The following is a 26,581-nucleotide window of genomic DNA, read 5'->3' as shown; positions in this document are numbered from 1 at the left end:
TTTTAGAGGCAAGTTCATCAGGAAAGGGGACAACAATGACAAAAACAACCAGGGTGATTTCCTGGACAGCAGGGATTTTCTTGTTGCTGATCGTGGTCTTAATCATCATTATCGCCACGTTTGACTGGAACCGCCTCAAACCGACCATCAACCAGAAAGTCTCAACCGAGCTGAACCGCCCCTTCGCAATACGTGGCGATTTGGGCGTCGTGTGGGAGCGCCAGAAAGAGGAAACTGGCTGGCGGAGCTGGGTGCCCTGGCCGCACGTTCATGCCGACGATATTATTCTCGGTAACCCGCCCGACATCCCCGAAGTAACCATGATCCACCTGCCGCGAGTGGAAGCCACGCTGGCGCCGTTAGCCCTGTTAACCAAAACGGTGTATCTGCCGTGGATCAAACTCCAGCAGCCCGACGCGCGGCTGATTCGCCTGTCAGAGAAAAACAACAACTGGACGTTCGATCTCGCCAGCAGCGGCGATAAAGATCAGAATGCGCAGCCCTCTTCGTGGTCTTTCCGCCTCGACAATATTCTGTTCGATCGGGGGCGGATCGCCATTGACGATAAAATGAGTAAGGCTGACGTGGAGATCCTCGTCGATCCGCTGGGCAAGCCGCTGCCGTTTAGCGAAGTAACGGGCAGCAAAGCCAAAGGCGATGACAGCAAAGCGGGCGATTACGTCTTTGGCCTGACGGCGAAAGGGCGCTACAACGGCCAGCCGCTCACCGGTAAAGGCAAAATCGGCGGCATGCTGGCGCTCAGGAGCGAGGGCACGCCGTTCCCGGTGCAGGCGGATTTTCGCTCCGGCAATACCCGCGTGGCGTTCGTGGGCACGGTTAACGACCCGATGAACATGGGCGGCGTCGACCTCCAGCTTAAGTTTGCCGGTGATTCGCTGGGGGAACTGTACGATCTCACCGGCGTACTGCTGCCGGATACTCCGCCGTTTGAAACGGACGGGCACCTGGTTGCCAAAATCAACACCGAAAAATCGTCCGTCTTTGACTACCGTGGATTCAACGGCCGCATCGGCGACAGCGATATCCACGGCACGCTGACCTACACCACCGGTAAACCGCGCCCGAAACTGGAGGGGGACGTTGAATCCCGCCAGCTGCGTCTGGCCGATCTTGGTCCGCTGATTGGCGTAGATTCGGGCAAAGGCACGAAGTCTAAAGAGGTTAAAAAGGACGTTCAGCCTGCGGGTAAAGTGCTGCCCTATGACCGCTTCGAAACCGACAAATGGGACGTGATGGATGCGGATGTGCGCTTCAAAGGACGTAAAATCGAGCATGGCAGCACGCTGCCGCTGAGCAACCTCTCGACCCATATCATCCTGAAAAACGCCGACCTGCGCCTGCAACCGCTGAAGTTTGGCATGGCCGGGGGAACCATTTCATCGAATATCCACCTGGAGGGGGATAAAAAGCCGATGCAGGGAAGGGCGGAGATCCAGGCGCGTCGGTTGAAGCTGAAAGAGCTGATGCCGGACGTGGAACTGATGCAGAAAACCCTCGGTGAGATGAACGGCGACGCGGATATTCGCGGCACGGGTAACTCCGTAGCGGCGCTGCTGGGCAGCGGAAACGGCAACCTGAAACTGCTGATGAACGACGGGCTGGTGAGCCGTAACCTGATGGAGATCCTGGGGCTGAACGTCGGGAACTTTATCATCGGGCAAATCTTCGGTGACGACGAAGTACGCGTTAACTGCGCGGCGGCAAATCTGGATCTGGTCAACGGCGTGGCGCGTCCGCAGATCTTCGCCTTCGACACGGAAAACGCGGTTATCAACGTCACCGGTACCGCCAGCATGGCGTCCGAGCAGCTCGATTTAACCATCGATCCGGAAAGTAAAGGCATTCGTATCATCACCCTGCGCTCGCCGCTGTACGTTCGCGGAACCTTCAAAGATCCGCAGGCGGGCGTGAAGGCTGGGCCGCTGATTGCGCGTGGTGCGGTCGCCGCCGCGCTCGCTACGCTGGTCACCCCTGCGGCGGCGCTGCTGGCGTTGATTTCGCCGTCAGAAGGCGAAGCGAATCAGTGTCGGACGATTTTGTCGCAGATGAAGAAGTAGTCCCGTTTCTCCCTCTCCCTGTGGGGTGAGGGATCCCCACAAAATAATGCCTGCACCGACGGCCCCCTCTCCCTTGAGGGAGAGGGGTGGGGTGAGGGGGAACATACGGCTCTGGTGGTCATTCCGTTCACGTTATGTTCCTTACTACTCTGTCACAACATAACCGGTGAACGTGCCAGGGTGGCTCAGTCGCCACCACCCTGGCGACCCGCCCTCTCGGCGCATCCCCGCGCCTCGCCCCGGCATTCACTTACAGCGCCTGATGCTTCGTCTCATGCGTCAGCAGCAACGCAATCAGCGTCAGCGCTGCCATTGCCGCCAGATAGACACCCACATAGAACAGGCCATAGTTTGCCTGAAGCCAGGTGGCGATATACGGGGCTACCGAGGCGCCCAGAATCGACGAAACGTTATAGGAGAACGAGGCGCCGGTGTAACGCACTTCAGTCGGGAACAGCTCCGGCAGGAGCGCGCCCATTGGGCCAAAGGTCAGCCCCATCAGGCTCAGGCCAATCAGCAGATACGCCATCACCAGCGCAGGGCTACCTGAACCCAGCAGCGGCGGGAAGACAAACAGCGCGAACAGAATAATCAGGGAGGTGATGACGATCATGCTTGAACGACGGCCAAATTTATCCGCCAGCAGGCCCGCGATAGGCACCATCACACCAAATCCGATGACCGCCATCATCAGCATCCACAACACTTCGTTACGTGGCAGGCCCAGGCCGACCGGCGCGGCGGCAGTACTGAAGGTCATGGAGTAAACGGTCATGATGTAGAACAGCGTGTAGGTCGCCAGCATGATGAACGTGCCCAGCACGGTCACGCGGAGGTGTTTGGTCAGCAGCGTCCCCAGCGGAACTTTAACCTGCTTTTTCGCCGCGGCGACTTTAGCAAAGACCGGTGTCTCGTGCAGCGACACGCGCACGTACAGGCCAATCAGCACCAGCACAGCAGAGAAGACGAACGGAATACGCCAGCCCCAGCTCATGAACTGTTCATCGGTCAGCAGCCAGGAGAGGAGCAGGAAGGTGCCGTTAGCAAAGAAGAACCCAATCGGTGCGCCCAGCTGCGGGAAAGAGCCATACAGGGCACGCTTGCGCGCCGGAGCGTTTTCGGTCGCCAGCAGTGCCGCGCCGCCCCATTCCCCGCCCAGCCCCAGACCCTGACCAAAGCGCGCCAGCGCCAGCAGCACAGGCGCCAGAATGCCGATAGTTTCATAGGTCGGCAGCAGGCCGATGGCGACGGTGGAGATCCCCATCGTCAGCAGCGAGGCAACCAGCGTCACTTTACGGCCAACGCGATCGCCAAAATGCCCAAAGACCGCTGAACCAATCGGACGCGCAACGAAGGCGATAGCAAAGGTGGCTAAAGACTGTAGCGTGGCTGCCGTCGGGTCGCCCTGAGGGAAGAAAATATGCGGAAAGACAATGACCGCAGCGGTGGCGTAAATATAAAAGTCGAAGAACTCAATGGCGGTGCCAATCAGCGATGCGACGACGACTTTATTGCGCGAGTTGACCGGAACGTGTTCCGCCCCTTCGTTAAGTGTGGTGGCTGTTGCTTGCATAATATTTTCTTATTTTTGGACGAACGAAGGGCCATATTAGGCATAGCAAAAGCGACATTTCAATCTGTAACAAAGGCGTGGCGTGGTCATAAAAGCAACAAAAAGCGGATAATTTTCAGACCAGCGAAAACACTTCTATGAAATGCTTCACACTTTTTAAATATTAGTCATTAAAACTGGTTTTGCGTTAAATAAAAGTTACGGACTGGATTTATATGCTGAAATGGCGGATCGGGCTGAAATATCAGCCCGACAGGACATCAGCGGTGGGTTTTACCCGGCATGCGCGGGTCATCTTTATACTCAGCCGTGGCGATCCACGCGGCGCAGAACAGCGTCAGGCGAGCGAAGAAATAGAAGAAAGCCATCAGCCCCAGCACCGAACCAAAGGCCGCGCCGGAGGGCGACTTCACCAGCGACGGAAGCGTATAGGTCATCACAATTTTGATCACTTCAAAGCCAATGGCGGCAATCAACGTCCCACGGATCAGCGCCTTCTTGCGCGGCCGATGGCGGGGCAAACGCCAGAAGATCCAGAAGAAAAGCAGGTAGTTAGCAAAGATGGAGATGGCAAGCCCTATACCGCGCCAGGCCGGTTTCAGCCATTCAATGTAATCCAGGTACAGCGCGGAGATAATCATCTGCTGCGCGGAACCGGCGACCGAGGTGATAGAGAGCGTGATGACCAGCGCCACCAGCAGCCCAATCAGCGAAATAAAGTCGCGCAGATACTTCACCCATATCTTCTCCTGATCCTGCGGCCTACGCTCCCAGACGTCACGCGACTGGGCGCGAATAGCCTCACGCAGGTTGCCCATCCAGTTCACCCCGGAATAGAGCGCAATCAGCAACCCGACGATACCCACGGTGGTACGCTGCTGCACGGCGGTGTTGATGGTGCTTTTGAGCGTTGTGGCGAGCGTCTGGTCGCTGACGTTGGTCAGGATCTTATTGAAGATGTCCTGCAACAGCGTCGGGTGAGACGCCAGCACAAAACCGGCGGCGGCAAATGACACCATCAGGATGGGGATCATCGACAGGAACGAGAAATAGGTAATCGCCGCGCCAAACTGATTTCCCATGCGGTCGTTAAAGCGCTCAGCGGCGCGTATCAGGTGAGCAATCGCGGGTATCTGCTGAATTTTTTCGGCTATGCCGGTCACGGTGCCCAGCGCTTTGCTGGCCGTTCCAGGCTCTTTCGGCGCTTCAGGCTCGTTATCCATCTTTTTGATGGGTTCATAATCTAAATGTTGAGTCGGTCGTTGCGGGTTATTTTCCGGCGTCACGCGCATTTTCCTTTTCGTTGAGCTGGATGTTACTGAATTATAGCTTGCGACTAGTCCACGTAACCTTTTGTGAGTTCGGTAAGCCACTCCATAAACACATGCACCCGACGGGAGAGGTTACGGCGGTGGGGATAAATGAGGGAGACGGGCATTGGTTCAGCCCGATATTGCGGCAGGATCTCAACGAGTTTTTTCGTGCGCAGGGCATCACGCACCCCGACGCGCGGGACCTGAATAATCCCAAGCCCGGCGATACAGGCGGCCTGGTAGGTTTCTGTGCTGTTAACCGTCAATACGCCCCCCGTTTTTACCCACCGGGTCGCGCTGCCGTTGTAATATTCAAAACCCTGCGGACGGGTGCCCAGCGTGGCGGAGTAGTGAATGAGGGCATGCGAAGCCAAATCGTCCAGCGTCTCAGGGTAGCTGAATCGCGTCAGATAATCCGGGCTGGCGCAGTTAATCACCGAGAGTTTCCCAAGCGGGCGGGCGATAAGCCCGGAGTCCTTTAAGTTTCCCACGCGAACCACGCAGTCAAATCCTTCGCGGATGACATCGACCATACGATCGCTGCTACTCAGCTCCAGTTCAATGCCGGGAAACTGTTGTAAAAATGCAGGCAGTTTCGGAATGACGACATTTCGCGCAATGGCAACGGGCATATCCACACGTAGCCGACCACTGATGGTTGAAGGGTCGTGCAGGAACATGCCGTCCAGTTCGTCCAGATTCATCAGCAGATCTTTGGCGCGCTCGTAATAAACCATGCCGTCCTGCGTCAGGCTGACGCGGCGGGTAGTGCGGTGCAGCAGCTGCGTGCCCAGCGCGTTTTCCAGTGCCTGGATCTGTCGCGATACGCTCCCCTTCGGCAGGCTTAACGTCTCCGCCGCGCGGGAAAAACTCTCCAGTTCCGCGACCCGAAGGAAAAGCTGCATTGCGTGTATTTTATCCATAGATGTTGGTCATTGTTGTTAAGAATGAAACAGTGAAGCGCTCACGGCACTATTTATTGATTTTCTACCATCTAATAAGCTCTTTCTCAATCTTCATCACAGCCGAAACGAGGTGAATTATGAGTGAACGTATTGCTTTAGTGACGGGCGGTAGCCGCGGCCTGGGTAAAAATGCCGTTTTGAAGCTGGCCGCGGAAGGGACAGGCATTATCCTCACCTGGAACAACAGCCAGCAGGAGGCGCAGGAAGTTGTGCGCGAAATCGAGGGAAAAGGCGTAAAAGCGGCAGCATTGCAGCTCAACGTCGGCGATACGGCAAGCTTTTCGCGCTTTGCTCAAAAGGTGAAAGATACCCTTAAACACGTCTGGCAACGTGACACCTTTGACTATTTAGTGAACAACGCAGGTACAGGGTTATATGCACCCTATACCGAGACGACTGAGGCGCAGTTTGATGATGCGCTGAACATTCACTTCAAAGGACCGTTTTTCCTCACGCAACAGCTGCTGCCGCTCATAAAAGACGGAGGGCGGATCCTGAACGTCTCCAGCGGACTGGCCCGTTTTACTCAGCCCGGTTCAGGAACCTACGCGGCAATGAAAGGGGCGATGGAGGTGCTGACCCGCTATCAGGCAAAAGAGCTTGGCGCGCGCGGAATTTCCGTCAATATCATCGCGCCCGGCGCGATTGAAACCGACTTTGGGGGCGGGCGAGTGCGGGATAATGCGGAGCTTAACCAGCTGCTGGCCTCGCAGACAGCGCTGGGACGCGTGGGCCTGCCCGATGATATTGGTGACGCCATTGCGGCGTTGCTCAGTGACAAACTGGGCTGGATGAATGCGCAACGTATTGAAGTTTCAGGCGGTATGTTTCTGTAATGTTCAGTCTTAAGGGGGAAGGAACCCTCTTAAGGAAATCCTTAAAACAGGTATGTCTAAATGCTGGAAGATATAAAGAGAGCTGGGTGATTTGTAACCTCTCCATTCATTGAGTTTTTTCTTAAAAAATGCCTCTGTAGAATCCCCCTTCGCTATTCTCAGAGGAGTAAAACGATGCGAGTAATCATGTTTGACAGGCAGTCATTATTTATTCATGGAGCGATGTACAGTTTGCAGAAGTTAATTCCGAAAATAGATATGACAGGAACTCGTCAGACTGATGAATTATGGGCGCAATTATCCGCGTCACCCTCCGCTATCGTCATGATAGATGGGTATTTAATTCGTGATAATGGTGTGGCTTTACTGGAAGAGATTATGGATCGCTTTCCAACGTCGCGCGTGGTGTTGGTGTTAACGAAAAAAGAGCGGCGTTGGGTTGAGCAAATGTTTCAGCGCAACGTGGTGGCGATAATTCCCCGCAATGCGAATCCCGAACGCTTTTCCGCAGTGCTGGATTCTGTATCGCGAGGAATGGTCTGTTTTCCCGGCGAGTGGCTGAAGCAGCACACCTCTCAGGATGAACTGGCAGTGTTAAGCGAGCGCCAGCGTGAGGTATTGAAGTTACTGGCGGCCGGAGAGTCCAATAAAGAGATTGGACGTAATCTCAATATCAGTGCGGCAACGGTAAAAGCCCATCTTGAGACGCTTTTCCGGCGTCTTGATGTCAAAAACCGGACGCAAGCCGCGATGTACTACACCCGGGCGACGGCCTGAAGGATCTTCTCTGGCAGAGGGGACTCTTCCCCAAAACTGAAGAGGGTTAATATCAGTGCGTCATGCTGCTGTTGGGTTAATGGGCGTTTGTTCATTTCCCGCAGCAGCGCCTCACATAATTGAATATCATTACAAAGCAAATTCTCCGCCTCAGTCGGCGTGATGAGACCGTTAAATTTTTCCCACTGGCGAATTACGTGACCATAACCAATAACCCATATTCCCTTTTCGTCACGGTATTTCTCCAGGGAAAGACCCTGTTGTTTTTTAATTAATGCGATTGCAGCAGAAGATATCTGCATTGCATAACCCGTCATAAGCGTTTCCTCTTAATGACGCGACTATAGAGGAAACGCCGCCGGGGAAATATCCGCCAAATGGCTGTTGATCAGGTTTAACTGAACGGGAATTCCTTTTTCAGTAAACCGAATAGCCAGTCGTTATGCCATTGCCCTGAAAGGAAATAACTCTCGCGCAACTCACCTTCCAGCTGAAAACCTGTTTTTTCCAGCAGTCGCCTGGAGGCGATATTTCCCGCCGTCACGGTCGCGGTGAGCCGACGGATATTGCCCTGAGTCAGCGCAAAATCACACACAGCCCGCAGAGATTCAAAGCCGTAACCTTTCCCTTGCGCAGAAGGCGCAAAGAGAAAACCGACTTCTGCACAATCTGCTTCCCGGTGCACATATCCGGTTACGCCCAGCGGCGTCTGGCTGGCCGTCTCACGCACTATAAGGCAGAGCCAGTGCGAACTGCCCGGCGTCCACGGCAACAGACGAGACTCAAAGGCTTCCCGAATGTCCGCCTCGCTACGCGCAGGGGCGACAAAACGCATTACCTCAGGATTTTGCTGTAGCGACAGAAAAAAGGGCCAGTCTTGCTCTTGCAGCGGCGAGCAGGTGAGACGCGCGGTGGTTAAGGCGGGCATGACGATACTCCGGAGACATTGCAAATGATTATAAGGTTGTCACTTTATTTCAACAGAAAGTCAGGTATGTTTAACCTCATATAAATAAAAAGAAAAACGACTTTTAATGCCGCTTTAGCGGTACTCATTGTCTCTCAAGGAAAACAATGATGATTAGCTCATCGCATCATACCCGCGAACAGTTTGAACACTGTCTGGCGGCGATCCGTCAGGCGTCTGTTGAAATTTTACTTCTGTTGAATGTACATGTTTCTGAAGGAAAAGATCCACGCTGGTTTCTGGAGCAACTGGATAGCGCCCGCCTGGGGCTGGGCGGGTGGGGCGCTGTAGCCAGGAAGCTGAACCTGAATGATGCGGAAATGACAGCCTTTACGCTGCAATTACGCTTGCTTCAGCAGCGCGTTCCCCAGTATGAAAGCGGGCAGGATGTCAGCGAAAACCAGCTGATTGCGGCGATGCGCTTCGTCACCTCCCTTGAATATCTGCGTCTGCAACAGCCCCTCCTGACCTACGAAACCGGGAGGATGCCAGAGAAGGAGAGCCAGCTTCAGGCGCAGAAACAGGTGCGTGCCATTGAGCTGATGATTAGAGGGCTGATACAGCAGGCGTGGCCTGATCCGGTGCGGCTGAATAATCATCTTAAGACCTTGTTTAACGCTGAACGCGTGCGTCGCTGGCTGAAAAACGGTGAGATTAATGATGTTCTGAGCGGCATGTTGTTCAGCGAACTGGCCCAACTGCTGGTGGATAAAAAAGAATTTAGCCGCTACTACGCGCCGCTGTTTAACGCCCCGGACATGCTGACGCTGCTGGTAGAGCCCCGCAAAACCCTGCAAACCTTCCTCGAAGATATTCGACAAATCCGCAACAGCATCACCGTGCAGCAGCCGTTAAGCGGAGCGCAAATCCAGCTGCTCGACTGCTATTACACGCAGATCACCCGCTCCGTTCAGCGCGCGTTTGAGGAAGGGCGGACACGCGTTAACCCGGCGGCGCTGATGGCGGTGGACGAAAGCGAGCTGCACGCGTTCTGGGAAAAGGCGCAAAAAAGGGACCGCACCACAGGCGGCGATCTTTTTGAAGTGCGCGACAGTATAGAAAAACCGACTCAGCGTGCCACGCGTACGCCAGAGCAGCGCGAACAGCTGATTTCCGGCGTGCTGTGGGGAGCGGTTGGCGTGATGGTTATCGCGATTGTCGTGGGGGGATTCTGGCTGGTGAACAACAGTAAACCGCAGCCGGCTGTGGCCAGTACGGCATCTCCCGCACCGGTGCAGGAGATGCGCGAAACGCCTTCCTCGCGAGAAACGCTGACGCGGATGGGTGTCACCTGGGATGAAAACAACTTCCGTTCAGCGATTAGCCGCAACGATACCCGGGTGGCGCTCCTGTTTTTGCAGGGCGGGATGGACTGGAAAATGTCATGGACGGAGGAGGCGTTGTCGGCAGGCTACGACGATGTGCTGGAAGTAATGTTGCGCTACCGCCTGCAAATGACAGAGCAAAAGCCCTGCCGACGCTTTATTAATACGCTTAGCCATGCGATGGCGAACGGGGAATCGCTGACGCCTATGCGTAAGCAGTACCTGAAAGCATTCTGTACCGTCCCTGCGGTGGTGAAACGCCAGCAGCACGACGCCGATATGGCAACGCGCCGCGCGAAGACGCAGCCCGATGCCAGCACAAAAAAATGGCAGTCCATCCAGACTGCCATTTATGAGGTGATTCGTTAACTTTTCCCTCTCCCCTCAGGGGAGAGGGTTAGGGTAAGGGGCAAGGCTCAAGGTTCACCATATAACCCAATCAACCGCCGCACCACGCCATTCGTCCAGCCGAAGCCATCCTGCAACGGATACTCCCCCCCGCCACCTTCGCGTGGCGTGCTGCTGGCGATGTGGTACTTCTCAATCAGCTTATGATGGGTTTTGTAGTAATGGTTCACCGTGTGCAGCCAGCTCCAGGCGATCTCATCTCCCAGCGAGTCGTTGCCGTACTGCTTGAACCCCTGGATCGCCATCCACTGGAGCGGCGCCCAGCCGTTCGGCTTATCCCACTGCTCCCCGGTTTCATATTCGGTGGCGAGAATACCGCCCGGCGTGAGCAGACGGGCTTTAACGGCATCGGACAGCCGTTCAGCCTGCTCATGCGTCGCCATGCCCACATACAGCGGCACAATGCTGGCCGCAGAGAACAGCGCCAGGGCTTCACGCCGCCAGTCGTAATCACGATAACAGCCGTTCTCTTCGTCCCACAGATAGCGGTTTACCGCCGCGCGCCGGTCGCTGGCTTTCTGGCGGAACAGATCAGCCGTCTCTTTATCCCCTTTCGACGCGGAGATGTTGGCGATAGCGCTCTCCAGTTTGAACAGGAATGCGTTCAAATCGATGGGGATAAATTGTGTTGTGCGGATGCTGGCCAGCCGCGCAGGATCGCGCAGCCAGCGGGATGAGTAATCCCATCCTGAGGCTGCCCCGGCACGCAGGTCACGGTACACCTCGTTCGGCGGACGACCAGAATGACGGGCAGTTTCAACGTCCTCAATCCACGATTCATCCCGCGGCGTATCGCGATCGTCCCAGTAACGGTTGAGCAATGAGCCATCCGGCATACGAACCGCACTGCGATAGGCCTGATTGAGCAGCAGCGATTCCGCCCCGTCCATCCAGAAGGCGTACTCCATCTTGAGGTGCTCAAGATAGCGCTTCGCCCCGCGCACGCCGTCCTCTTCAAACAGCTCCACCATCAGGGCAAAAACGGGCGGCTGGGAGCGGCTGAGATAGTAGGTGCGGTTGCCGTTCGGGATATGGCCGTAGCGCTCAATCAGCCAGGCGAAGTTATCGGCCATACATTTCAGCAGATCGTTACGACCGCTTTCTGCCAGCCCCAGCATGGAGAAGTAAGAGTCCCAGTAGTAGGTCTCGCTGAATCGCCCGCCGGGCACAATATAGGCCTGCGGCAGCGCCAGCAGCGACGACCACGGGATGTGATCCTGCGGCTCGCGCGTCAGCACCGGCCACAGATTATCGATATGTTCTTTCAGGGACAGGCCGGGATCAGAGACGTACTCTTTGCTGTAGTCCTCCGGTAGCCAGAAGTGATTCTCCACAAAGCGCGCCAGGTCAAAATCACGGTGGCGACGCACCTTGCGATAGCGGATCAAAATATCCAGCGGATCCATCTTCGGCGCGCAGTCGGGAAAGGTTTTGCTGTCCGCAAACAGCCGCGACGACTGGACGTGTTCAAACAGTTCAAGGTAGCGGTCAGCGGGCGTAAGGGCATCGGACGCCGGCAGCCCTTCAATCATTTCCGGTTCCGGCTCTGCCTCGATCATCTCATCCAGTTTTAACTCACAGGGATCGGTTTCATAGCGCAGCTCTTCTGCAATATCGAACTCGAGATCCTCGGCAGTCTGTAGTTTCTGGTTGAACATGGTGTTCAGGACCTCCGGTTTTTGTCGTAACAAATACGGGTTTTTCCCGGCTATCTTTTAAGCGTAGACATTCGCTTCGGTTAATGCGGTGCGAAGTGTGCGGTAGATCACGCTTTCAAAATGGATTTAAACACGCTGAAAATCATATATCCCTTTGATTATGAAATCATTAAATCAGAATCTTTGGAAACAGAGCAGGAATAAAATTCAGAGCATTCGGTATTCTGCATATACGCAGGGATTAATGTGCCTGACGCGCATTGCCTTGAAGGCTGTTGGCGGTTTGATTGGCTTTCTGGCTGGCGCCTTCGCTTTTATCCATCGCCTTGCTGGCCGCTTTTTCTGCATGGGCGGCGCTGTACGCAGCCAGATGGGAAATCACGATGGCGTAAATGCTCATTAACGACACCCACAGAATGCTGTTTTTCCACCACAGCAGGGTAGGAATAGTCAGTATCGCCCATACCAGCGCGAGAACAAGGTGCATTTTGGCCATCAATTTTGCGGTGATCTTTACGTGCATTTTCATATCTCTAATCTTTTTCCGTAGTAACAGGCGAACGCGTAGCGCTTTCTAAGATTAGTTAATTCCACCGCGGGTAGCGGGTTATTTTGTTACCGTTTGTGCACCCGTTAGGTTTACCTGCCCAGGGCATAAAAAAACCGGCCAGTTGGCCGGTTTTGTTGCGGATCAGACCGATCAGCGCATGGTCACAAATTCTTCCGCCGCAGTCGGGTGGATTGCCACGGTGTTATCGAAGTCTTTCTTCGTTGCGCCCATCTTCAGCGCCACCGCGAAGCCTTGCAGGATCTCGTCCATGCCGAAGCCAATGCCGTGGATGCCGACGATCTTCTCTTCCGGGCCCACGCAGACCAGCTTCATGCGGCACGGCTGACGGTGCGAGGTGACCGCGGTATACATCGCGGTAAACGCCGATTTATACACTTTCACCTGATCATCGCCGTACTGCTCACGCGCCTGCGGCTCGGTTAAGCCGACGGTACCGATTGGCGGGTGGCTGAAGACCACGGTCGGAATGTTGCTGTAATCCAGATGTTCGTCCGGCTTGTTGTTAAACAGACGCTCGGAAAGACGACGCCCCGCCGCCACGGCAACCGGCGTCAGCTCTACGGCACCGGTGTTATCACCGACGGCATAAATGCCCGGTACGCTGGTGTTCTGGAATTTATCAACGACAATGTAGCCTTTTTCATTGGTTTTCACCCCGGTTGCGGCCAGGTTGAAGTTGTCGGTGGCCGGTTCACGGCCAATCGCCCAGATCAGGCAGTCAACGGTCTGGCTGCGGCCATCTTCCAGCTCCAGCGTCAGGCTACCGTCCGCATTTTTCACCACCGCTTTTGGCACGGCGTTGGTGTGCAGGGTTGGGCCTTCGGCGTTCATCACCTCGACCAGCGTGTCGACGATCAGCGGGTCAAAGCTGCGCAGCGGCGCGTGTTTACGCACGAACAGGTGCGCTTCCGCCCCCAGGCCGTTAATCACGCCGGCCAGTTCAACCGCGATGTAACCTGCGCCCACAATGGCAACGCGTTCTGGCAGAGCAGGCAGCTCGAAGAACCCGTCGGAGTCGATACCGTATTCCGCGCCCGGAATGTGCGGGTGGCTCGGACGGCCGCCGGTGGCGATCAGGATGTGATCGGCGGTGATCGTCTCGCCGTTCACTTCGATCGTCTTCGCATCCACGAAACGGGCAAAGCCGCGGATCACGTCGACGTTATTCTTGCCCAGCACGTTATCGTATGAGGTGTGAATACGGTCGATGTAGGCGGTACGGCTGGCGATCAGTTTATCCCAGTCGAAGTGGTTGATGGTGGTGTCAAAGCCGTAGTCCGGGCCATACATATGGATAGCTTCACGGATTTGCGCGGCATGCCACATCACTTTCTTCGGTACACAACCCACGTTCACGCAGGTGCCGCCGAGTTCTTTGGCTTCAATCAGCGCACACTTCTGGCCGTACATGGCTGCACGGTTGATGGAGGCGATGCCGCCGCTGCCGCCGCCGATTGCGATGTAGTCATAATGCTTAGTCATAGCGTTGTCCTTAATCGTGAATTGCCGCGATTGTATACCTGAAATCAATAGTTTCCACCGATGGCTGCGATTACTCCGGCACGATCCAGCTCACGGTGGCGTGACCCGTACCGGCTGGCACCAGCGTTTTGTGCAGCCACGGCAGCACGTTGTTCATCTGTGCTTCGAGCTTCCACGGCGGGTTAATGACGATCATGCCAGACGCGGTCATGCCGCGCTGGTCGCTGTCAGGGCGCACCGCCAGCTCAATTTGCAGGATTTTGCGAATGCCCGTCGCTTCGAGGTCTTTGATCATGCGTTTAATTTGCGCGCGCAGCACTACCGGATACCACAGAGCATAGGTGCCGGTCGCAAAGCGTTTGTAACCTTCGTTAATGCCGGTCACCACCGCCTGATAGTCGGTTTTGATTTCGTACGGTGGGTCGATCAGCACCAGGCCGCGACGGGAAACCGGCGGCAGTTTGGCTTTCAGCTGCTGGTAACCATCGGCTTTGTCTACGCGGGCGCGGTTATCTTTCTGAAACTCAGAACGCAGCAGCGGGAAGTCGCTCGGGTGCAGCTCGGTTAACTGGATGCTGTCCTGCTCGCGCAGCAGCTGGCGGGCAATCAGCGGGGAGCCAGGGTAGTAACGCAACTGGCCGTTGCGGTTAAAGTGATTCACCACGCCAATGTACGGCTCCAGCTCGGCAGGCAGATCGTCCTGCTGCCAGATACGCTCAATCCCTTCCAGATATTCACCGGTACGCTCGGCATGCTCGCCGCTCAGCTGATAACGGCCCGCGCCCGCGTGGGTGTCCAGATAAAGGAACGGTTTATCCTTTTCTTTAAGCGATTCGATGATCAGGCTCTGAACGGTGTGTTTGAGGACGTCGGCGTGGTTGCCTGCGTGGAAGCTGTGGCGATAACTGAGCATGGGTAATGATATTCCGCTGAATTGACGATTTGCCACAGTTTACAGCAGAACGGCACAGATTACCCGCAGGCCCGGTAAGCGCAGCGCCACCGGGCTCTTTTCCCCCACGTCTGGCATTGAAATCCTCTACACTTAACCCCATTACTGAACAATATGCACAGCGCCGGATGCGCGCTTCATTCACCTATTTCAACAGGACAGCGTTTATGACCAATCCATTACTGACGCCTTTTTCGTTGCCACCGTTTTCTAAAATCCTCCCCGAGCATGTGGTTCCAGCGGTTACGCAATCGCTGGACAACTGCCGCGCGGCGGTAGAAAACGTGGTCGCGCAGGGCGGGCCGTACACCTGGGAAAATCTGTGTCAGCCGCTGGCCGAAGTGGACGACGTGCTGGGGCGCATCTTCTCCCCGGTGAGCCACCTGAACTCGGTAAAAAACAGCCCGGAGCTGCGCGAAGCCTACGAGCAAACCCTGCCGCTGCTCTCTGAGTACAGCACCTGGGTCGGCCAGCATGAGGGGCTCTACAAAGCCTACCGCGACCTGCGCGACGGCGACCACTATGCCGAACTGAACACGGCGCAGAAAAAATCGGTCGATAACGCCCTGCGTGATTTCGAACTGTCCGGGATTGGCCTGCCAAAAGAAAAACAGGTTCGCTATGGTGAAATCGCTGCGCGCCTGTCCGAGCTGGGTAATCAGTACAGCAACAACGTCCTCGACGCCACCATGGGCTGGACGAAGCTGATTACCGATGAATCTGAACTGGCGGGCATGCCGGAAAGCGCGCTGGCGGCGGCAAAAGCCCAGGCCGAAGCGAAAGAGCAGGAAGGCTTCCTGTTAACGCTGGATATCCCAAGCTATCTGCCGGTGATGACCTACTGTGACAACCAGGCCCTGCGCGAAGAGATGTACCGCGCCTACAGCACCCGCGCCTCCGATCAGGGCCCGAACGCGGGTAAATGGGACAACAGCCCGGTCATGGCGGAAATCCTCGCCCTGCGCCACGAGCTGGCACAGCTGCTGGGCTTCGACAGCTACGCGGATAAATCCCTCGCCACCAAAATGGCCGAGAACCCACAGCAGGTGCTCGACTTCCTGACCGATCTGGCGAAACGCGCCCGTCCTCAGGGTGAAAAAGAACTGGCTCAGCTGCGCGCCTTTGCGAAAGCGGAGTTCGGCGTGGACGAGCTTCAGCCGTGGGATATCGCGTACTACAGCGAAAAACAGAAACAGCATCTCTACAGCATCAGCGACGAACAACTGCGTCCGTACTTCCCGGAAAACAAAGCCGTTAACGGCCTGTTCGAGGTGGTGAAACGCATCTACGGCATTACCGCGAAAGAGCGTACCGACATCGACGTCTGGCATCCGGACGTGCGCTTCTTTGAGCTGTATGACGAGAAAAACGAACTGCGCGGCAGCTTCTACCTCGATCTCTACGCGCGTGAGAACAAGCGCGGCGGGGCGTGGATGGACGACTGCGTGGGCCAGATGCGTAAAGCGGATGGTTCCCTGCAAAAACCGGTCGCCTACCTGACCTGTAACTTCAACCGTCCGGTGAGCGGCAAACCTGCGCTGTTTACCCACGATGAAGTGATCACCCTGTTCCACGAGTTCGGTCACGGCCTGCACCACATGCTGACCCGCATCGAAACCGCTGGCGTCGCCGGTATCAGCGGTGTGCCATGGGATGCGGTCGAGCTGCCTAGCCAGTTTATGGAAAACTGGTGCTGGGAGCCGGACGCGCTGGCGTTTATCTCCGGTCATTACGAAACGGGTGAACCGCTGCCGAAAGAACTGCTGGATAAAATGCTGGCAGCGAAAAACTACCAGGCGGCGATGTTTATCCTGCGCCAGCTGGAGTTCGGCCTGTTCGACTTCCGCCTGCACGCCGAGTTCAGCCCGGAGCAGGGGGCGAAAATCCTCGAAACCCTGGCTGAGATTAAAAAGCAGGTTGCCGTTATTCCAGGGCCAACCTGGGGACGTTTCCCGCACGCGTTCAGCCATATCTTCGCAGGCGGGTACGCCGCAGGCTACTACAGCTACCTGTGGGCCGACGTGCTGGCGGCGGATGCCTTCTCGCGCTTCGAAGAAGAGGGGATTTTCAACCGCGAAACCGGTCAGTCGTTCCTCGACAACATCCTGACCCGCGGCGGTTCAGAAGAGCCTATGGAGCTGTTCAAACGCTTCCGTGGCCGCGAGCCGCAGCTGGATGCGATGCTGGAGCATTACGGAATCAAAGGCTGATTGCTACGTGAAGATCTGCTTAGTAGATGAAACAGGCGCCGGGGACGGCGCCTTATCTGTTCTGGCGGCCCGCTGGGTGCTGGAACATGATGAAGACAACCTGATGGCGCTGGTGATGACGCCGGAACATCTGGAGCTGCGCAAGCGCGATGAGCCAAAGCTTGGCGGGATTTTTGTCGATTTTGTCGGCGGCGCGATGGCGCACCGGCGTAAGTTCGGCGGCGGTCGCGGCGAAGCGGTGGCCAAGGCGGTTGGCATTAAAGGGAGCTATCTTCCGGACGTGGTGGACGCCACGGCGGGGCTGGGGCGCGATGCGTTTGTGCTGGCCTCGGTGGGCTGCCGGGTGCGGATGCTGGAGCGTAATCCGGTTGTCGCCGCGCTGCTCGACGACGGGCTGACGCGGGGCTATGAGGACCCGGAAATCGGCCCGTGGTTACAGGAACGTTTACAACTTATTCATGCCTCCAGCCTGACGGCGCTCACCGACATCACCCCGCGCCCGCAGGTGGTTTATCTCGACCCCATGTTCCCGCATAAGCAGAAAAGCGCGCTGGTGAAGAAAGAGATGCGGGTGTTTCAGTCGCTGGTGGGGCCAGATTTAGATGCCGATGGCCTGCTGGAACCGGCTCGTCAGCTGGCGACGAAGCGTGTGGTGGTGAAGCGGCCGGACTATGCGCCGCCGCTGGCGGACGTTGCGACCACTAACGCGGTGACCACGAAAGGGCACCGGTTTGATATTTATTCGGGTACGCCGGAATAGAAAAAGCCGGGTGGCGGCTTCGCCTTACCCGGCCTACATCCTCGATCTATTCCCTCTCCCTTTGGGAGAGGGTTAGGGTGAGGGGAATTTAACGCACTTACTCGTCTTCTTCGTCACGCAGTGGAACAATCAGCATATCCACGTGAACGGTGTTAATCAGCTGGCGCGCGGAAGACATCAGTTTGCTCCAGAAGTCCTGATGGTGACCACATACCACCAGGTCCATATCGTATTTCTTAATCGCATCAACCAGCACCTGGCCCAGATCGCCGCTACCGCTTAAGGTTTCAGTGATCGGATAGCCCGCGTTGGTAGAAAGCTCGCTCAGCGCGTGGTGAGTCTCTTCGGAGATGCGTTTCTGCATATCGCCGAGATTCACGTCGATCAGACCGGTGTAGAGGTCGGAGTAATTCACATCAACGTGAATCAGCGAAACTTTCGCGTTGTAGGGACGTGCCATGGATACTGCTTTATCAACCAGCACTTTACTCTCCGGGGAGAGGTCTACCGCGATAAGAATGTGTTTGTAAGCCATAGTGTTACTCCTTCCTTAAGTTATCGATGACTAAATGGGAAAGCCGTCGTCTGATGCTTTCATTACGGCCCAGTTAAACATATTTTTCAAGCTTTGGTGTTGATAACGATTAACCTTGTGGCAAAAAAATTAACGGATCTCCTACACTATTTAATGAGCCGTTCGGATATTAAAACGCGAACCGGATCGACTTTTGGTCATTCTTTCACTGAACTGTCTGTCAGGGCATTGGGGTGCGGTAGCTCAGGAGCCTTGCTTCGTGGGCGGACGCCGGGGAGGATGTATGATTAGCACCGTCGCATTGTTTTGGGCGTTATGCGTGGTTTGCATAGTGAATATGGCGCGCTACTTCTCATCGTTACGTGCGCTGTTAGTGGTACTTCGTGGTTGCGATCCGTTGCTTTATCAGTATGTGGACGGTGGAGGGTTCTTCACCTCGCACGGACAGCCCAGCAAGCAGATGCGTCTGGTGGGGTATATCTACTACCAACGCTACCGCGATCACCACGATGAAGAGTTTATCCGTCGCTGCGAGCGCCTGCGTCGTCAGTTCATTTTGACCAGCGCCCTCTGTGGTCTGGTTGTGGTGAGTATGATTGCGCTGATGATTTGGCACTGAGCATAAAAAAAGCGGGCCAGTTTCCTGACCCGCTTTTTTGTCGCCTTCAGCCGATTAAATCAGCTTCAGCGAAATCCAGTACAGACCGCCAGACAGCAGGATGGACGCCGGGAGGGTGAACACCCAGGCCATCAGGATGTTGGTCACGGTTTTACGCTGCAAACCGCCGCCGTCAACAATCATGGTACCTGCCACGGACGAAGAGAGTACGTGGGTGGTGGAGACTGGCATACCGGTGTAACTCGCCAGACCGATAGATACCGCTGCCGTCATCTGCGCGGACATACCCTGCGCATAGGTCATGCCTTTCTTACCGATCTTCTCGCCGATGGTGGTCGCCACACGACGCCAGCCAATCATCGTACCGATACCCAGCGCCAGCGCGACCGCCATGATGATCCAGATTGGCGCGTACTCAATGGTATTGAGCATATCGCCTTTCAGTTTCTTCAGCAGACGTTGGTCGTCAGCATTAACCTCTGGCAGCTTCGCGACTTTATCGGTCACGTCGGAGATACAGAGCATGATGCGACGCAGCTGACCACGCTGTTCAACAGCCAGTTTGTCATAGCTTTCGATATCGGCCAGCATGCCTTTCGCACGTTCCAGCGCGTTAATCGCGTTTGCCGGATGGCAATGGAACTCGCCCGGTGCCGTCGTTGCGCCTGACTCCGGAGAAGGAATCAGCTGGTCCACGCCGGTCGCTTTCTTCAGCAAATCAGGATGCTGCTGGAAGTAAGTCTCAACGTTGTTTACCGCATCACGGGTACGGGTGATTTCGTAACCGGAGGCGTTCATGTTAACCACGAAGCCCGCCGGTGCGACGCCAATCAGAACCAGCATCACCAGGCCGATACCTTTCTGACCATCGTTCGCGCCATGAGAGAAGGCGACGCCGATAGCGGAAATGATCAGCGCGATACGCGTCCAGAACGGCGGCTTTTTCTTGCCGTCTTTCTTCTCACGCTCTGCTGGCGTCAGGTGGATACGCGCACGTTTTTTCGTGTTGCTCCAGTAGCGACGCAGGATGAAAATCAAGCCACCCGCCACCACCAGACCGACGATAGGGGAGATGATCAGAGAGCCGAAAATGCCGAGAACTTTCGGGATATTCAGCGCATCAACGACGGAGGTCCCGGTCATCAGGGCATTGGTTAACCCGATACCGATAATCGCGCCGATGAGGGTGTGAGAGCTGGATGCCGGCAGGCCGAAATACCAGGTACCGAGGTTCCAGATAATCGCAGCAAGCAGCATAGAGAACACCATGGCCAGGCCATGACCGGAACTCACGTTAAGCAGCAGATCCGTTGGCAGCATATGCACAATGGCATACGCAACGCTCAGTCCGCCCAGGAGGACACCAAAAAAGTTAAATACCGCCGCCATAACAACCGCAAGCTGCGATCGCATTGCGCGAGTGTAGATAACCGTTGCTACTGCGTTTGCAGTGTCGTGGAAGCCGTTGATCGCTTCGTAAAACAGCACAAAAACCAGAGCAAGCAATAATAAAAGCCCGGTATGTAAATCCAGGCCGGCAAACAAATGTAGCATAGGACGTTACGCCATTTTGAGGACATGAACGCGGCGCATTATCCAGGACAAATGCGCAACGGGCAAAGTGAAATATAGACTTTTTTTGACATACCACCTGATTTGAGAAATGTGCCTTAAAGGATAATCTTTAAATATCAATGAAATGGCTTTGTAATATCTTTTTACGCTGGTGCGACCACTGAGGAAACTTTACAATCCGCGGCAGTTAACGAAGAGGATTTTGACGTGGAAAGGTTTGATGCCGTAGTAATTGGCGCCGGTGCGGCGGGTATGTTTTGTGCGGCGATGGCCGGACAAGCGGGTCGTCGCGTGCTGCTGCTGGATAACGGAAAAAAGCCTGGCCGCAAGATCCTGATGTCTGGCGGCGGGCGCTGCAACTTTACTAATCTTTATGTCGAGCCTGCGGCCTATTTGAGCCAGAACCGCCATTTTTGCAAATCTGCGCTGGCGCGCTATACCCAGTGGGATTTTATCGAACTGGTGGGTAAACACGGTATCGCGTGGCATGAGAAGACGCTGGGACAGCTGTTCTGCGACGACTCCGCGCAGCAAATTGTCGATATGCTGGTGGCCGAGTGCGAGAAAGGCGGCGTAGTAATGCGCCTGCGCACCGAAGTGCTGGACGTCGCCCGCGACGAGCAGGGCTACACGCTGCAACTCAACGGTGAGACCGTCAGCGCCGATAACCTGGTGATCGCCAGCGGCGGCCTCTCGATGCCGGGGCTGGGCGCCTCACCGTTCGGCTATAAAATTGCCGAGCAGTTTGGCCTGAAGGTACTGCCCACCCGCGCCGGGCTGGTACCGTTCACGCTGCATAAGCCGCTGCTGGAGCAGCTTCAGACACTCTCCGGCGTGTCTGTACCGTCGGTCATTACGGCCGAAGACGGCACGGTGTTCCGCGAAAACCTGCTCTTTACCCATCGTGGACTCTCGGGGCCGGCGGTATTGCAGATCTCCAGCTACTGGCAGCCGGGGGAGTTTGTCTCCGTAAACCTGGTGCCGGACTGCGATCTGGACGCCTTCCTCAACGAGCAACGCGCCGCGCACCCGAATCAAAGCCTGAAAAATACCCTGGCGATGCAGTTGCCGAAGCGTCTCGTGGAGTGCTTGCAGGTGTTAGGGCAAATTCCGGATGTTGCGCTCAAGCAGCTCAACAGCCGCGAGCAGGAAACGCTGGTGGAGACGCTGACGAACTGGCGCGTACAGCCAAACGGCACCGAAGGCTACCGCACGGCGGAAGTGACGCTGGGCGGCGTGGATACAAACGAACTCTCATCCCGCACGATGGAAGCCCGCAACGTGCCGGGTCTTTATTTCATTGGTGAAGTGATGGACGTGACCGGCTGGCTCGGCGGGTATAACTTCCAGTGGGCGTGGGCCAGTGCCTGGGCATGCGCGCAAGCGCTGGCTGATGTCCGAGGACAATAAAGTTGTACACAAAGCACTAAAGTTGTAACCATTCTCAAAAAACGACGCTAATGTTGTATACTTACTGAATGTGTGGTTATAGGGTTGGAGACTATAAAATGCACATATAGGTACGTATCAATGTCGTTTTTAGGGTACGATCATGGCTAGGGGTAGGCGTCTCAAATCCTATTTGGATTATGAAAATGCGCTAGGTGACGGCATAGGAGTGGGCTATGGCCAAAGTTATCAGCCTTGGCTTAGAGCTCAGGACGTTAAATCCCGTGGAAACCGTTCGATAGTCTTTGGCCTTAAGACGTTTCGAAACCATCATCTCCTTTCTTCTGTCGAAAGTAACTTTTTCTATCTGGCTGAGTTTAATGACTCGGTGATTGATATCCGGGAACAATTCCCACTCTTTCCTCTCCGGCTTACCCAACAAATAGCAAATCATCTACATTTTCAACATCCTATGGTGAGGGGAGTAAGAGGAGTACCTGTCGAAGTTCTGAATGTTATGACAACCGATTTTTTACTGACCTTGAGAACTCCTGAAGGCGGACTTCGATACAAAGCTATAGCAGTAAAACATAACGAGAGCATACCTGAACGCGAAGCCCAAAAACTTGAAATAGAGAGGATGTTTTGGCAGTTGATTGATGTTGAGTTTCAAATTTATGTTGGCTCGGAACTCAATAACGTCGTCGGTAAAAACATTTGCTGGGCTACTTCTGTATTAAGAGATGGTTCTGAATTTTATGATAAATATCCTCTTGATAAAATCCTATGGAAGCTTAAACCAGATGTTTATCCCATAGTAGGACTACGTGCAATGATTTCATCAATCTTTGGGGTAGATGCACAAGAAGCGATGATGTTATTGCAGGCAATGATTGGATTAAAAATGATAAATGTTGATTTATCATATCCAATACTCGAAACCGGTCTGATAAAGATAATTTCCAATGACCACTATATAGGACTGAACGCAAATGGATATTATTAGGAATTCAGTCTGGCTCTCTCAAGGCACTGATTTGCTTGCAGAGGGACTTTACCGTGTTTTGGATTTTGACAGAAAGGTCGATTTGTTAATTTTGTTTAAAATAAAATCAGAAAGAACGGGTAAGCCAATCCCTTTCTCATTTTCAATGTTTAAATATTATATTGAATCAAATAGCATAACTTGTAAAGATTATATATATCCTTCATATATGTTAGTAGATGAGAAAGAATTAACAGATAAAGACAGAGGAAGGCGAGATGAAAATTACAATATCATTAAAGATCTTGTAGATGACAGAATGTTTCTGTTCGACTATGCATTACATAAAAAGTCGCACCTTTTAATGGATTACTCAAGAAATAAAAAAATATCACAATATACTATCAGAACGCTTCTGGCGTTGTATTGGCGACATGGGCAGGATATTTATGCATTGCTACCCGCATTCTCGAACTGTGGCGCCGCTGGGAAAAGTAGAATCAAACATGAAATTAAACTTGGGAATTCCAAAAAAAACAGAGCATTACCTAATGAACGATCACGTGTTTTCATTCTTAATGAAAGAGATATAAATAATATTAGAAAATCTCTCATTACGTATCATTATAAAGTTAACGGAGATACGATAAAGAAAACATTAGAGAGACATATTGATTTGTATTTTAGGGATGAAATTAAAACAGCAAACCTAGAAAATAGAGCTCCATATGTTCCTTCTTTAAAACAATTTTCATACTGGAATAAAAAACTCTTCACTAAAGATTTCTCGATAAATAAGAAGAACACGAAAAAAGAAATAGACCTCAAAATGCGGGCGCTTTTAGGTAGTGTGGCTAATACAACTGTTTTGCCGGGTGATGTTTTCGAAATAGACTCAACTGTCGCTGATGTACATCTTATTTCGAGTTTAAACAGACGAAAAGTCATTGGGCGTCCTACTATTTATACAGTGGTGGATCGTGCAACAAGAATGATTGTTGGCCTTCATGTTTCTTTATACCATGCTTCATGGCGAGCCGCCCGACAAGCGTTAGCAGATTGCTTTATGCCAAAAAAAGAATATTGTAGATTATTTGGAATCTCTATTACTGATGATGATTGGCCTTGTTCTCACATTCCATTAACATTGATGTGTGACAACGGGGAGATGATTGGTCTTAAACCTCAGGAAGAGATGACCCCCCTGACAAAACTTGAGTTTGCGCCAGTCGGTAGAGGCGACAGAAAAAGCATTGTTGAACGCTGTTTCGGCATTCTGAATGATGAGGTTATTCATAGGCTTATTGGAACAACACGAAGGGGAAAGATTGTTAAAGGAGAGCCAACACCGCAATCCAGGGCTTGTTTAACGATTCAGGAGGTCACGTCTTTACTGATTCGGGAGATACTTGCACATAATCAGAGAACGTATGAGGAACTGGCTTATATCAATCCCTTACTGATTGAAAATGATCTCGTAATATCACCAAAAAATAGTTGGATGATAAGCTTAAAGCACGGGAGATTCAGCGCAAGAGCCGTTGGGGCCGACGAAGTGATCGCACGATTGTTAATCCCTGTGAACGCTAACATTACCGCCGGTGGGATTCAGTACAATAATCTTTTTTATGAATGTGATCCTGAAATTGCATCAGGTGTCAGAGTATTTGGAAGAACCACTTGTGAAGCAAGAATAGATGACAATTGCGTAGATTATATATATGTAAGATTTGACAAAAATAGCATTTTCAAAAAACATTACCTACTTAAGAAAAGAGATGTATTTAAAGGGAAAGCTCATCTTGATACAGATGTAATGGCTGATTGGGTAGATACTCAAAAAGAAATTAATTTATTTACTCTGGATTCGCTCAGCAATATCAATAATAAAGATGAATTTAACAGGAAAGGTAACGAAAGATTAAATGAAATATACGAATCTCGCCGGGTACATGGTAAAGATATTAAAAAGAACAGGAAAAATGAACTTGATTCATTAGGGCGAACTCATGTTGCTAATGGAAGATCTGAACCCCTACTTCCTTCATCCAGTAATGTTCTGCTTTTGCCTGGCCGGGAGGAGAAACAAAGATGGTTAAAAGGTAAGAAGAAGACTGAGGACGCAGAATAATGAATCTTATACGGCGCGTTTCAGCGATATATAAAGAACAGGAGTTACCTGAGTATCGTGGCAATCCCTTAATTGAAGCACTTCCTGAAGCGCTTACGGAAGATGAAGTACTTCTGGAAATGAGTTATTTCCCCGAAATTGACGAAAAAATCCGCTGGACTGCCCCGGCGAATGTTAGAGAGCAGTATGTCGAACGTATAAAGAAATTCCGTTGCCCTCAAACCAATCTTATCCAGGCTTATAAGATGATCTTACGGGCACTTAGGGAAAGCTATGCAGCTCGTAATCCTTTAAAAAGCGGAACAATTCAATATCTTCATTACTATGGAAATGAGCGTCCTGATATTGAGCCAGAAAGTGGATATTTTAAATCCCAGGCTGAAACTATTACGATAGTTGGAATGAGTGGTTCTGGAAAAACTACCATGATTGAGCAAGTCATGGATCATTTCCCTCAGATTATAGAACACAGCAGCTATAAAGGAGTTTTTCCCGGCTTCAGTAAGCAAATTGTATGGGTAAAGATTAATTGTCCATACAATTCAAGTGTGAGAGACCTTTGTGAAGAGATTTTACAAAAATTAGATGATGCAATTGGTATTGAACGAACTACACCTGAGATTAGAAATGGTGCTCTGGCTCGCCAGATTGCACAAAGAATTAAATCATCATTTTTGGGTATCCTTGTTATTGATGAAATGCAGAGGCTTAAATTTTCAAGAACCGGGGGTGAGAGTAAGTTGATTGATTTTTTACATGAAATTGTAGATTCCATGGGGGTATCTATGGTTTTTTGTGGAAATCATCCTTTTGACGAGACGCTGACAAAGAAAATGAGAATTGCCAGGCGGGCAGAGTCTGGTGGTTACATGAAAATTAAGAATGTTAGATACGATTCACAAGACTGGCAATCGTTTATTCATTATTTATGGCCATTACAATGGACAAATGTTGAAACTCCATTAAATGATGAGTTAAACGAAAAATTATTCATTTTATCTAAAGGCAATATTGGATTGGCTCAGATGATTTATCGGGGGGCACAATTAAAGGTTATCGGTAGCGGCAATGAAATCATCACTGGCGCAGTCTTGTCGGCCTCTGTACCGGTACTCGTGAGTCATACGGAGGAATATAAGGATACTCCACTCCCGGGGGCCGCGACTGAAGATGAGGAAGCTAAATGGCTCTCTGCATCTAATGAGGGTGATGCTTCGGCTAAAATCATGGCAGAGAAGTCCCTAAAGTCTTTGATCCCTGGGGATATAGACAGGCCACAGCACAAGGAATTCGTAGGAAAAATAGACGAGGTTTTGCGCAATTTCGACGAGAAAATACTGTCTCTTGACCACGATCTTGTTATCAACAGAACAGCTGAAAAGAAAAATACCTACGATGCTCTTCAGCGTTGCGGGCTTATAAATATAGATCCACTTAATAAATTGTAATGAGGTAACAGTTCGTAACGGTCA

22 protein-coding genes are annotated in these 26,581 nt (G+C 52.9%); 11 read left to right on the top strand and 11 right to left on the bottom strand.

Annotated features, from left to right (window positions below; all coding sequences use genetic code 11):
* Positions 1-35 precede the first annotated feature (35 nt).
* Positions 36-2,078, top strand: coding sequence for an AsmA family protein (locus SK53_RS19800; RefSeq protein ID WP_045344335.1), 2,043 nt, complete (start codon positions 36-38; stop codon positions 2,076-2,078).
* Between the two features lie 250 nt (positions 2,079-2,328).
* On the opposite strand, the gene SK53_RS19795 is transcribed toward SK53_RS19800, so the two are convergent.
* From SK53_RS19795 to SK53_RS19785, 3 genes are all read right to left on the bottom strand, one after another.
* The gene (locus SK53_RS19795; RefSeq protein ID WP_003861198.1) at positions 2,329-3,651 is read right to left on the bottom strand and encodes an MFS transporter; all 1,323 of its coding nucleotides are present in this window, start codon (positions 3,649-3,651) and stop codon (positions 2,329-2,331) included.
* Between the two features lie 260 nt (positions 3,652-3,911).
* The gene (gene yhjD / locus SK53_RS19790) at positions 3,912-4,937 is read right to left on the bottom strand and encodes an inner membrane protein YhjD (RefSeq protein ID WP_003861199.1); all 1,026 of its coding nucleotides are present in this window, start codon (positions 4,935-4,937) and stop codon (positions 3,912-3,914) included.
* A gap of 50 nt (positions 4,938-4,987) precedes the next feature.
* Positions 4,988-5,887, bottom strand: coding sequence for a LysR family transcriptional regulator (locus tag SK53_RS19785; RefSeq protein WP_048209913.1), 900 nt, complete (start codon positions 5,885-5,887; stop codon positions 4,988-4,990).
* Between the two features lie 119 nt (positions 5,888-6,006).
* On the opposite strand from SK53_RS19785, the gene SK53_RS19780 reads away from it, so the two are divergent.
* The gene (locus SK53_RS19780) at positions 6,007-6,765 is read left to right on the top strand and encodes an SDR family NAD(P)-dependent oxidoreductase (protein ID WP_045332577.1); all 759 of its coding nucleotides are present in this window, start codon (positions 6,007-6,009) and stop codon (positions 6,763-6,765) included.
* Positions 6,766-6,939: 174 nt separating this feature from the next.
* On the top strand, positions 6,940-7,542 hold the full coding sequence (locus tag SK53_RS19775; RefSeq protein WP_003861204.1) for a helix-turn-helix transcriptional regulator: 603 nt from the start codon (positions 6,940-6,942) through the stop codon (positions 7,540-7,542).
* Here SK53_RS19775 and SK53_RS19770 read toward each other — a convergent pair.
* Positions 7,521-7,859 (bottom strand): lysozyme, encoded by a 339-nt coding sequence (locus SK53_RS19770; RefSeq protein WP_003861206.1) that lies wholly within the window; start codon positions 7,857-7,859, stop codon positions 7,521-7,523. The two genes, SK53_RS19775 and SK53_RS19770, sit on opposite strands and share 22 nt — an antisense overlap.
* 77 nt (positions 7,860-7,936) lie before the next feature.
* A complete protein-coding gene (locus SK53_RS19765; RefSeq protein WP_048209912.1) occupies positions 7,937-8,470 on the bottom strand; it encodes a GNAT family N-acetyltransferase in 534 nt (177 codons plus the stop codon).
* Positions 8,471-8,616: 146 nt separating this feature from the next.
* On the opposite strand from SK53_RS19765, the gene SK53_RS19760 reads away from it, so the two are divergent.
* Positions 8,617-10,203 (top strand): STY4199 family HEPN domain-containing protein, encoded by a 1,587-nt coding sequence (locus tag SK53_RS19760; protein WP_048209911.1) that lies wholly within the window; start codon positions 8,617-8,619, stop codon positions 10,201-10,203.
* A gap of 47 nt (positions 10,204-10,250) precedes the next feature.
* On the opposite strand, the gene SK53_RS19755 is transcribed toward SK53_RS19760, so the two are convergent.
* The 4 genes from SK53_RS19755 to SK53_RS19740 form a co-directional block, all read right to left on the bottom strand.
* Positions 10,251-11,900: an alpha,alpha-trehalase gene (locus SK53_RS19755; protein ID WP_048209910.1), complete on the bottom strand. Its 1,650-nt coding sequence runs from the start codon at positions 11,898-11,900 to the stop codon at positions 10,251-10,253.
* Between the two features lie 241 nt (positions 11,901-12,141).
* Positions 12,142-12,429 (bottom strand): hypothetical protein, encoded by a 288-nt coding sequence (locus tag SK53_RS19750; RefSeq protein WP_003861213.1) that lies wholly within the window; start codon positions 12,427-12,429, stop codon positions 12,142-12,144.
* Positions 12,430-12,600: 171 nt separating this feature from the next.
* Positions 12,601-13,953 (bottom strand): glutathione-disulfide reductase, encoded by a 1,353-nt coding sequence (gorA, locus tag SK53_RS19745; protein ID WP_003861215.1) that lies wholly within the window; start codon positions 13,951-13,953, stop codon positions 12,601-12,603.
* A 70-nt stretch (positions 13,954-14,023) separates the two neighbouring features.
* Positions 14,024-14,866: a 23S rRNA (adenine(2030)-N(6))-methyltransferase RlmJ gene (locus SK53_RS19740; RefSeq protein WP_047654401.1), complete on the bottom strand. Its 843-nt coding sequence runs from the start codon at positions 14,864-14,866 to the stop codon at positions 14,024-14,026.
* A 206-nt stretch (positions 14,867-15,072) separates the two neighbouring features.
* Here SK53_RS19740 and prlC point away from each other — a divergent pair, with 206 nt between their 5' ends.
* The gene (prlC, locus tag SK53_RS19735; protein WP_045332580.1) at positions 15,073-17,115 is read left to right on the top strand and encodes an oligopeptidase A; all 2,043 of its coding nucleotides are present in this window, start codon (positions 15,073-15,075) and stop codon (positions 17,113-17,115) included.
* A gap of 7 nt (positions 17,116-17,122) precedes the next feature.
* Complete coding sequence (gene rsmJ, locus SK53_RS19730) at positions 17,123-17,875, top strand: 16S rRNA (guanine(1516)-N(2))-methyltransferase RsmJ (protein ID WP_045894754.1); 753 nt, start codon at positions 17,123-17,125, stop codon at positions 17,873-17,875.
* 97 nt (positions 17,876-17,972) lie between these two features.
* On the opposite strand, the gene uspA is transcribed toward rsmJ, so the two are convergent.
* The gene (uspA, locus tag SK53_RS19725) at positions 17,973-18,410 is read right to left on the bottom strand and encodes a universal stress protein UspA (protein ID WP_003861223.1); all 438 of its coding nucleotides are present in this window, start codon (positions 18,408-18,410) and stop codon (positions 17,973-17,975) included.
* A 283-nt stretch (positions 18,411-18,693) separates the two neighbouring features.
* Here uspA and uspB point away from each other — a divergent pair, with 283 nt between their 5' ends.
* A complete protein-coding gene (gene uspB, locus SK53_RS19720) occupies positions 18,694-19,029 on the top strand; it encodes a universal stress protein UspB (protein ID WP_003861224.1) in 336 nt (111 codons plus the stop codon).
* Between the two features lie 54 nt (positions 19,030-19,083).
* Here the strand turns inward: uspB and pitA are convergent, their stop codons facing one another.
* On the bottom strand, positions 19,084-20,583 hold the full coding sequence (gene pitA, locus SK53_RS19715) for an inorganic phosphate transporter PitA (protein ID WP_003861225.1): 1,500 nt from the start codon (positions 20,581-20,583) through the stop codon (positions 19,084-19,086).
* A gap of 228 nt (positions 20,584-20,811) precedes the next feature.
* Here pitA and SK53_RS19710 point away from each other — a divergent pair, with 228 nt between their 5' ends.
* The 4 genes from SK53_RS19710 (at position 20,812) to SK53_RS19695 (ending at position 26,557) form a co-directional block, all read left to right on the top strand.
* Positions 20,812-22,014, top strand: a complete 1,203-nt coding sequence (locus SK53_RS19710) for a BaiN/RdsA family NAD(P)/FAD-dependent oxidoreductase (RefSeq protein ID WP_023304587.1) — start codon at positions 20,812-20,814, stop codon at positions 22,012-22,014.
* 142 nt (positions 22,015-22,156) lie between these two features.
* Positions 22,157-22,999, top strand: a complete 843-nt coding sequence (locus SK53_RS19705) for a TnsA endonuclease N-terminal domain-containing protein (protein WP_000090707.1) — start codon at positions 22,157-22,159, stop codon at positions 22,997-22,999.
* On the top strand, positions 22,986-25,109 hold the full coding sequence (locus SK53_RS19700; protein ID WP_048209909.1) for a Tn7 transposition protein B: 2,124 nt from the start codon (positions 22,986-22,988) through the stop codon (positions 25,107-25,109). Before SK53_RS19705 ends, SK53_RS19700 begins: the two co-directional genes overlap by 14 nt.
* Positions 25,109-26,557, top strand: coding sequence for an ATP-binding protein (locus SK53_RS19695; protein ID WP_001049180.1), 1,449 nt, complete (start codon positions 25,109-25,111; stop codon positions 26,555-26,557). Before SK53_RS19700 ends, SK53_RS19695 begins: the two co-directional genes overlap by 1 nt.
* Positions 26,558-26,581: the final 24 nt, after the last annotated feature.

The organism is Enterobacter sp. MGH119, assembly GCF_001037675.1.
GTDB classification, from domain to species: Bacteria; Pseudomonadota; Gammaproteobacteria; order Enterobacterales; family Enterobacteriaceae; genus Enterobacter; species Enterobacter hormaechei_C.
Note: the sequence above shows the minus strand (reverse complement) of the source record. Positions and strands in the feature narration are given on the sequence as shown.

Bases quoted from the DNA above. Each gene is read 5' to 3' on its own strand.
- SK53_RS19800 (WP_045344335.1), top strand. From the start codon at position 36: ATGACAAAAACAACCAGGGTGATTTCCTGGACAGCAGGGATTTTCTTG.
- SK53_RS19795 (WP_003861198.1), bottom strand. From the start codon at position 3,651: ATGCAAGCAACAGCCACCACACTTAACGAAGGGGCGGAACACGTTCCG.
- SK53_RS19785 (WP_048209913.1), bottom strand. From the start codon at position 5,887: ATGGATAAAATACACGCAATGCAGCTTTTCCTTCGGGTCGCGGAACTG.
- SK53_RS19780 (WP_045332577.1), top strand. From the start codon at position 6,007: ATGAGTGAACGTATTGCTTTAGTGACGGGCGGTAGCCGCGGCCTGGGT.
- SK53_RS19775 (WP_003861204.1), top strand. From the start codon at position 6,940: ATGCGAGTAATCATGTTTGACAGGCAGTCATTATTTATTCATGGAGCG.
- SK53_RS19770 (WP_003861206.1), bottom strand. From the start codon at position 7,859: ATGACGGGTTATGCAATGCAGATATCTTCTGCTGCAATCGCATTAATT.
- SK53_RS19765 (WP_048209912.1), bottom strand. From the start codon at position 8,470: ATGCCCGCCTTAACCACCGCGCGTCTCACCTGCTCGCCGCTGCAAGAG.
- SK53_RS19760 (WP_048209911.1), top strand. From the start codon at position 8,617: ATGATGATTAGCTCATCGCATCATACCCGCGAACAGTTTGAACACTGT.
- SK53_RS19755 (WP_048209910.1), bottom strand. From the start codon at position 11,900: ATGTTCAACCAGAAACTACAGACTGCCGAGGATCTCGAGTTCGATATT.
- SK53_RS19750 (WP_003861213.1), bottom strand. From the start codon at position 12,429: ATGAAAATGCACGTAAAGATCACCGCAAAATTGATGGCCAAAATGCAC.
- gorA (WP_003861215.1), bottom strand. From the start codon at position 13,953: ATGACTAAGCATTATGACTACATCGCAATCGGCGGCGGCAGCGGCGGC.
- SK53_RS19740 (WP_047654401.1), bottom strand. From the start codon at position 14,866: ATGCTCAGTTATCGCCACAGCTTCCACGCAGGCAACCACGCCGACGTC.
- prlC (WP_045332580.1), top strand. From the start codon at position 15,073: ATGACCAATCCATTACTGACGCCTTTTTCGTTGCCACCGTTTTCTAAA.
- uspA (WP_003861223.1), bottom strand. From the start codon at position 18,410: ATGGCTTACAAACACATTCTTATCGCGGTAGACCTCTCCCCGGAGAGT.
- uspB (WP_003861224.1), top strand. From the start codon at position 18,694: ATGATTAGCACCGTCGCATTGTTTTGGGCGTTATGCGTGGTTTGCATA.
- pitA (WP_003861225.1), bottom strand. From the start codon at position 20,583: ATGCTACATTTGTTTGCCGGCCTGGATTTACATACCGGGCTTTTATTA.
- SK53_RS19705 (WP_000090707.1), top strand. From the start codon at position 22,157: ATGGCTAGGGGTAGGCGTCTCAAATCCTATTTGGATTATGAAAATGCG.
- SK53_RS19700 (WP_048209909.1), top strand. From the start codon at position 22,986: ATGGATATTATTAGGAATTCAGTCTGGCTCTCTCAAGGCACTGATTTG.
- SK53_RS19695 (WP_001049180.1), top strand. From the start codon at position 25,109: ATGAATCTTATACGGCGCGTTTCAGCGATATATAAAGAACAGGAGTTA.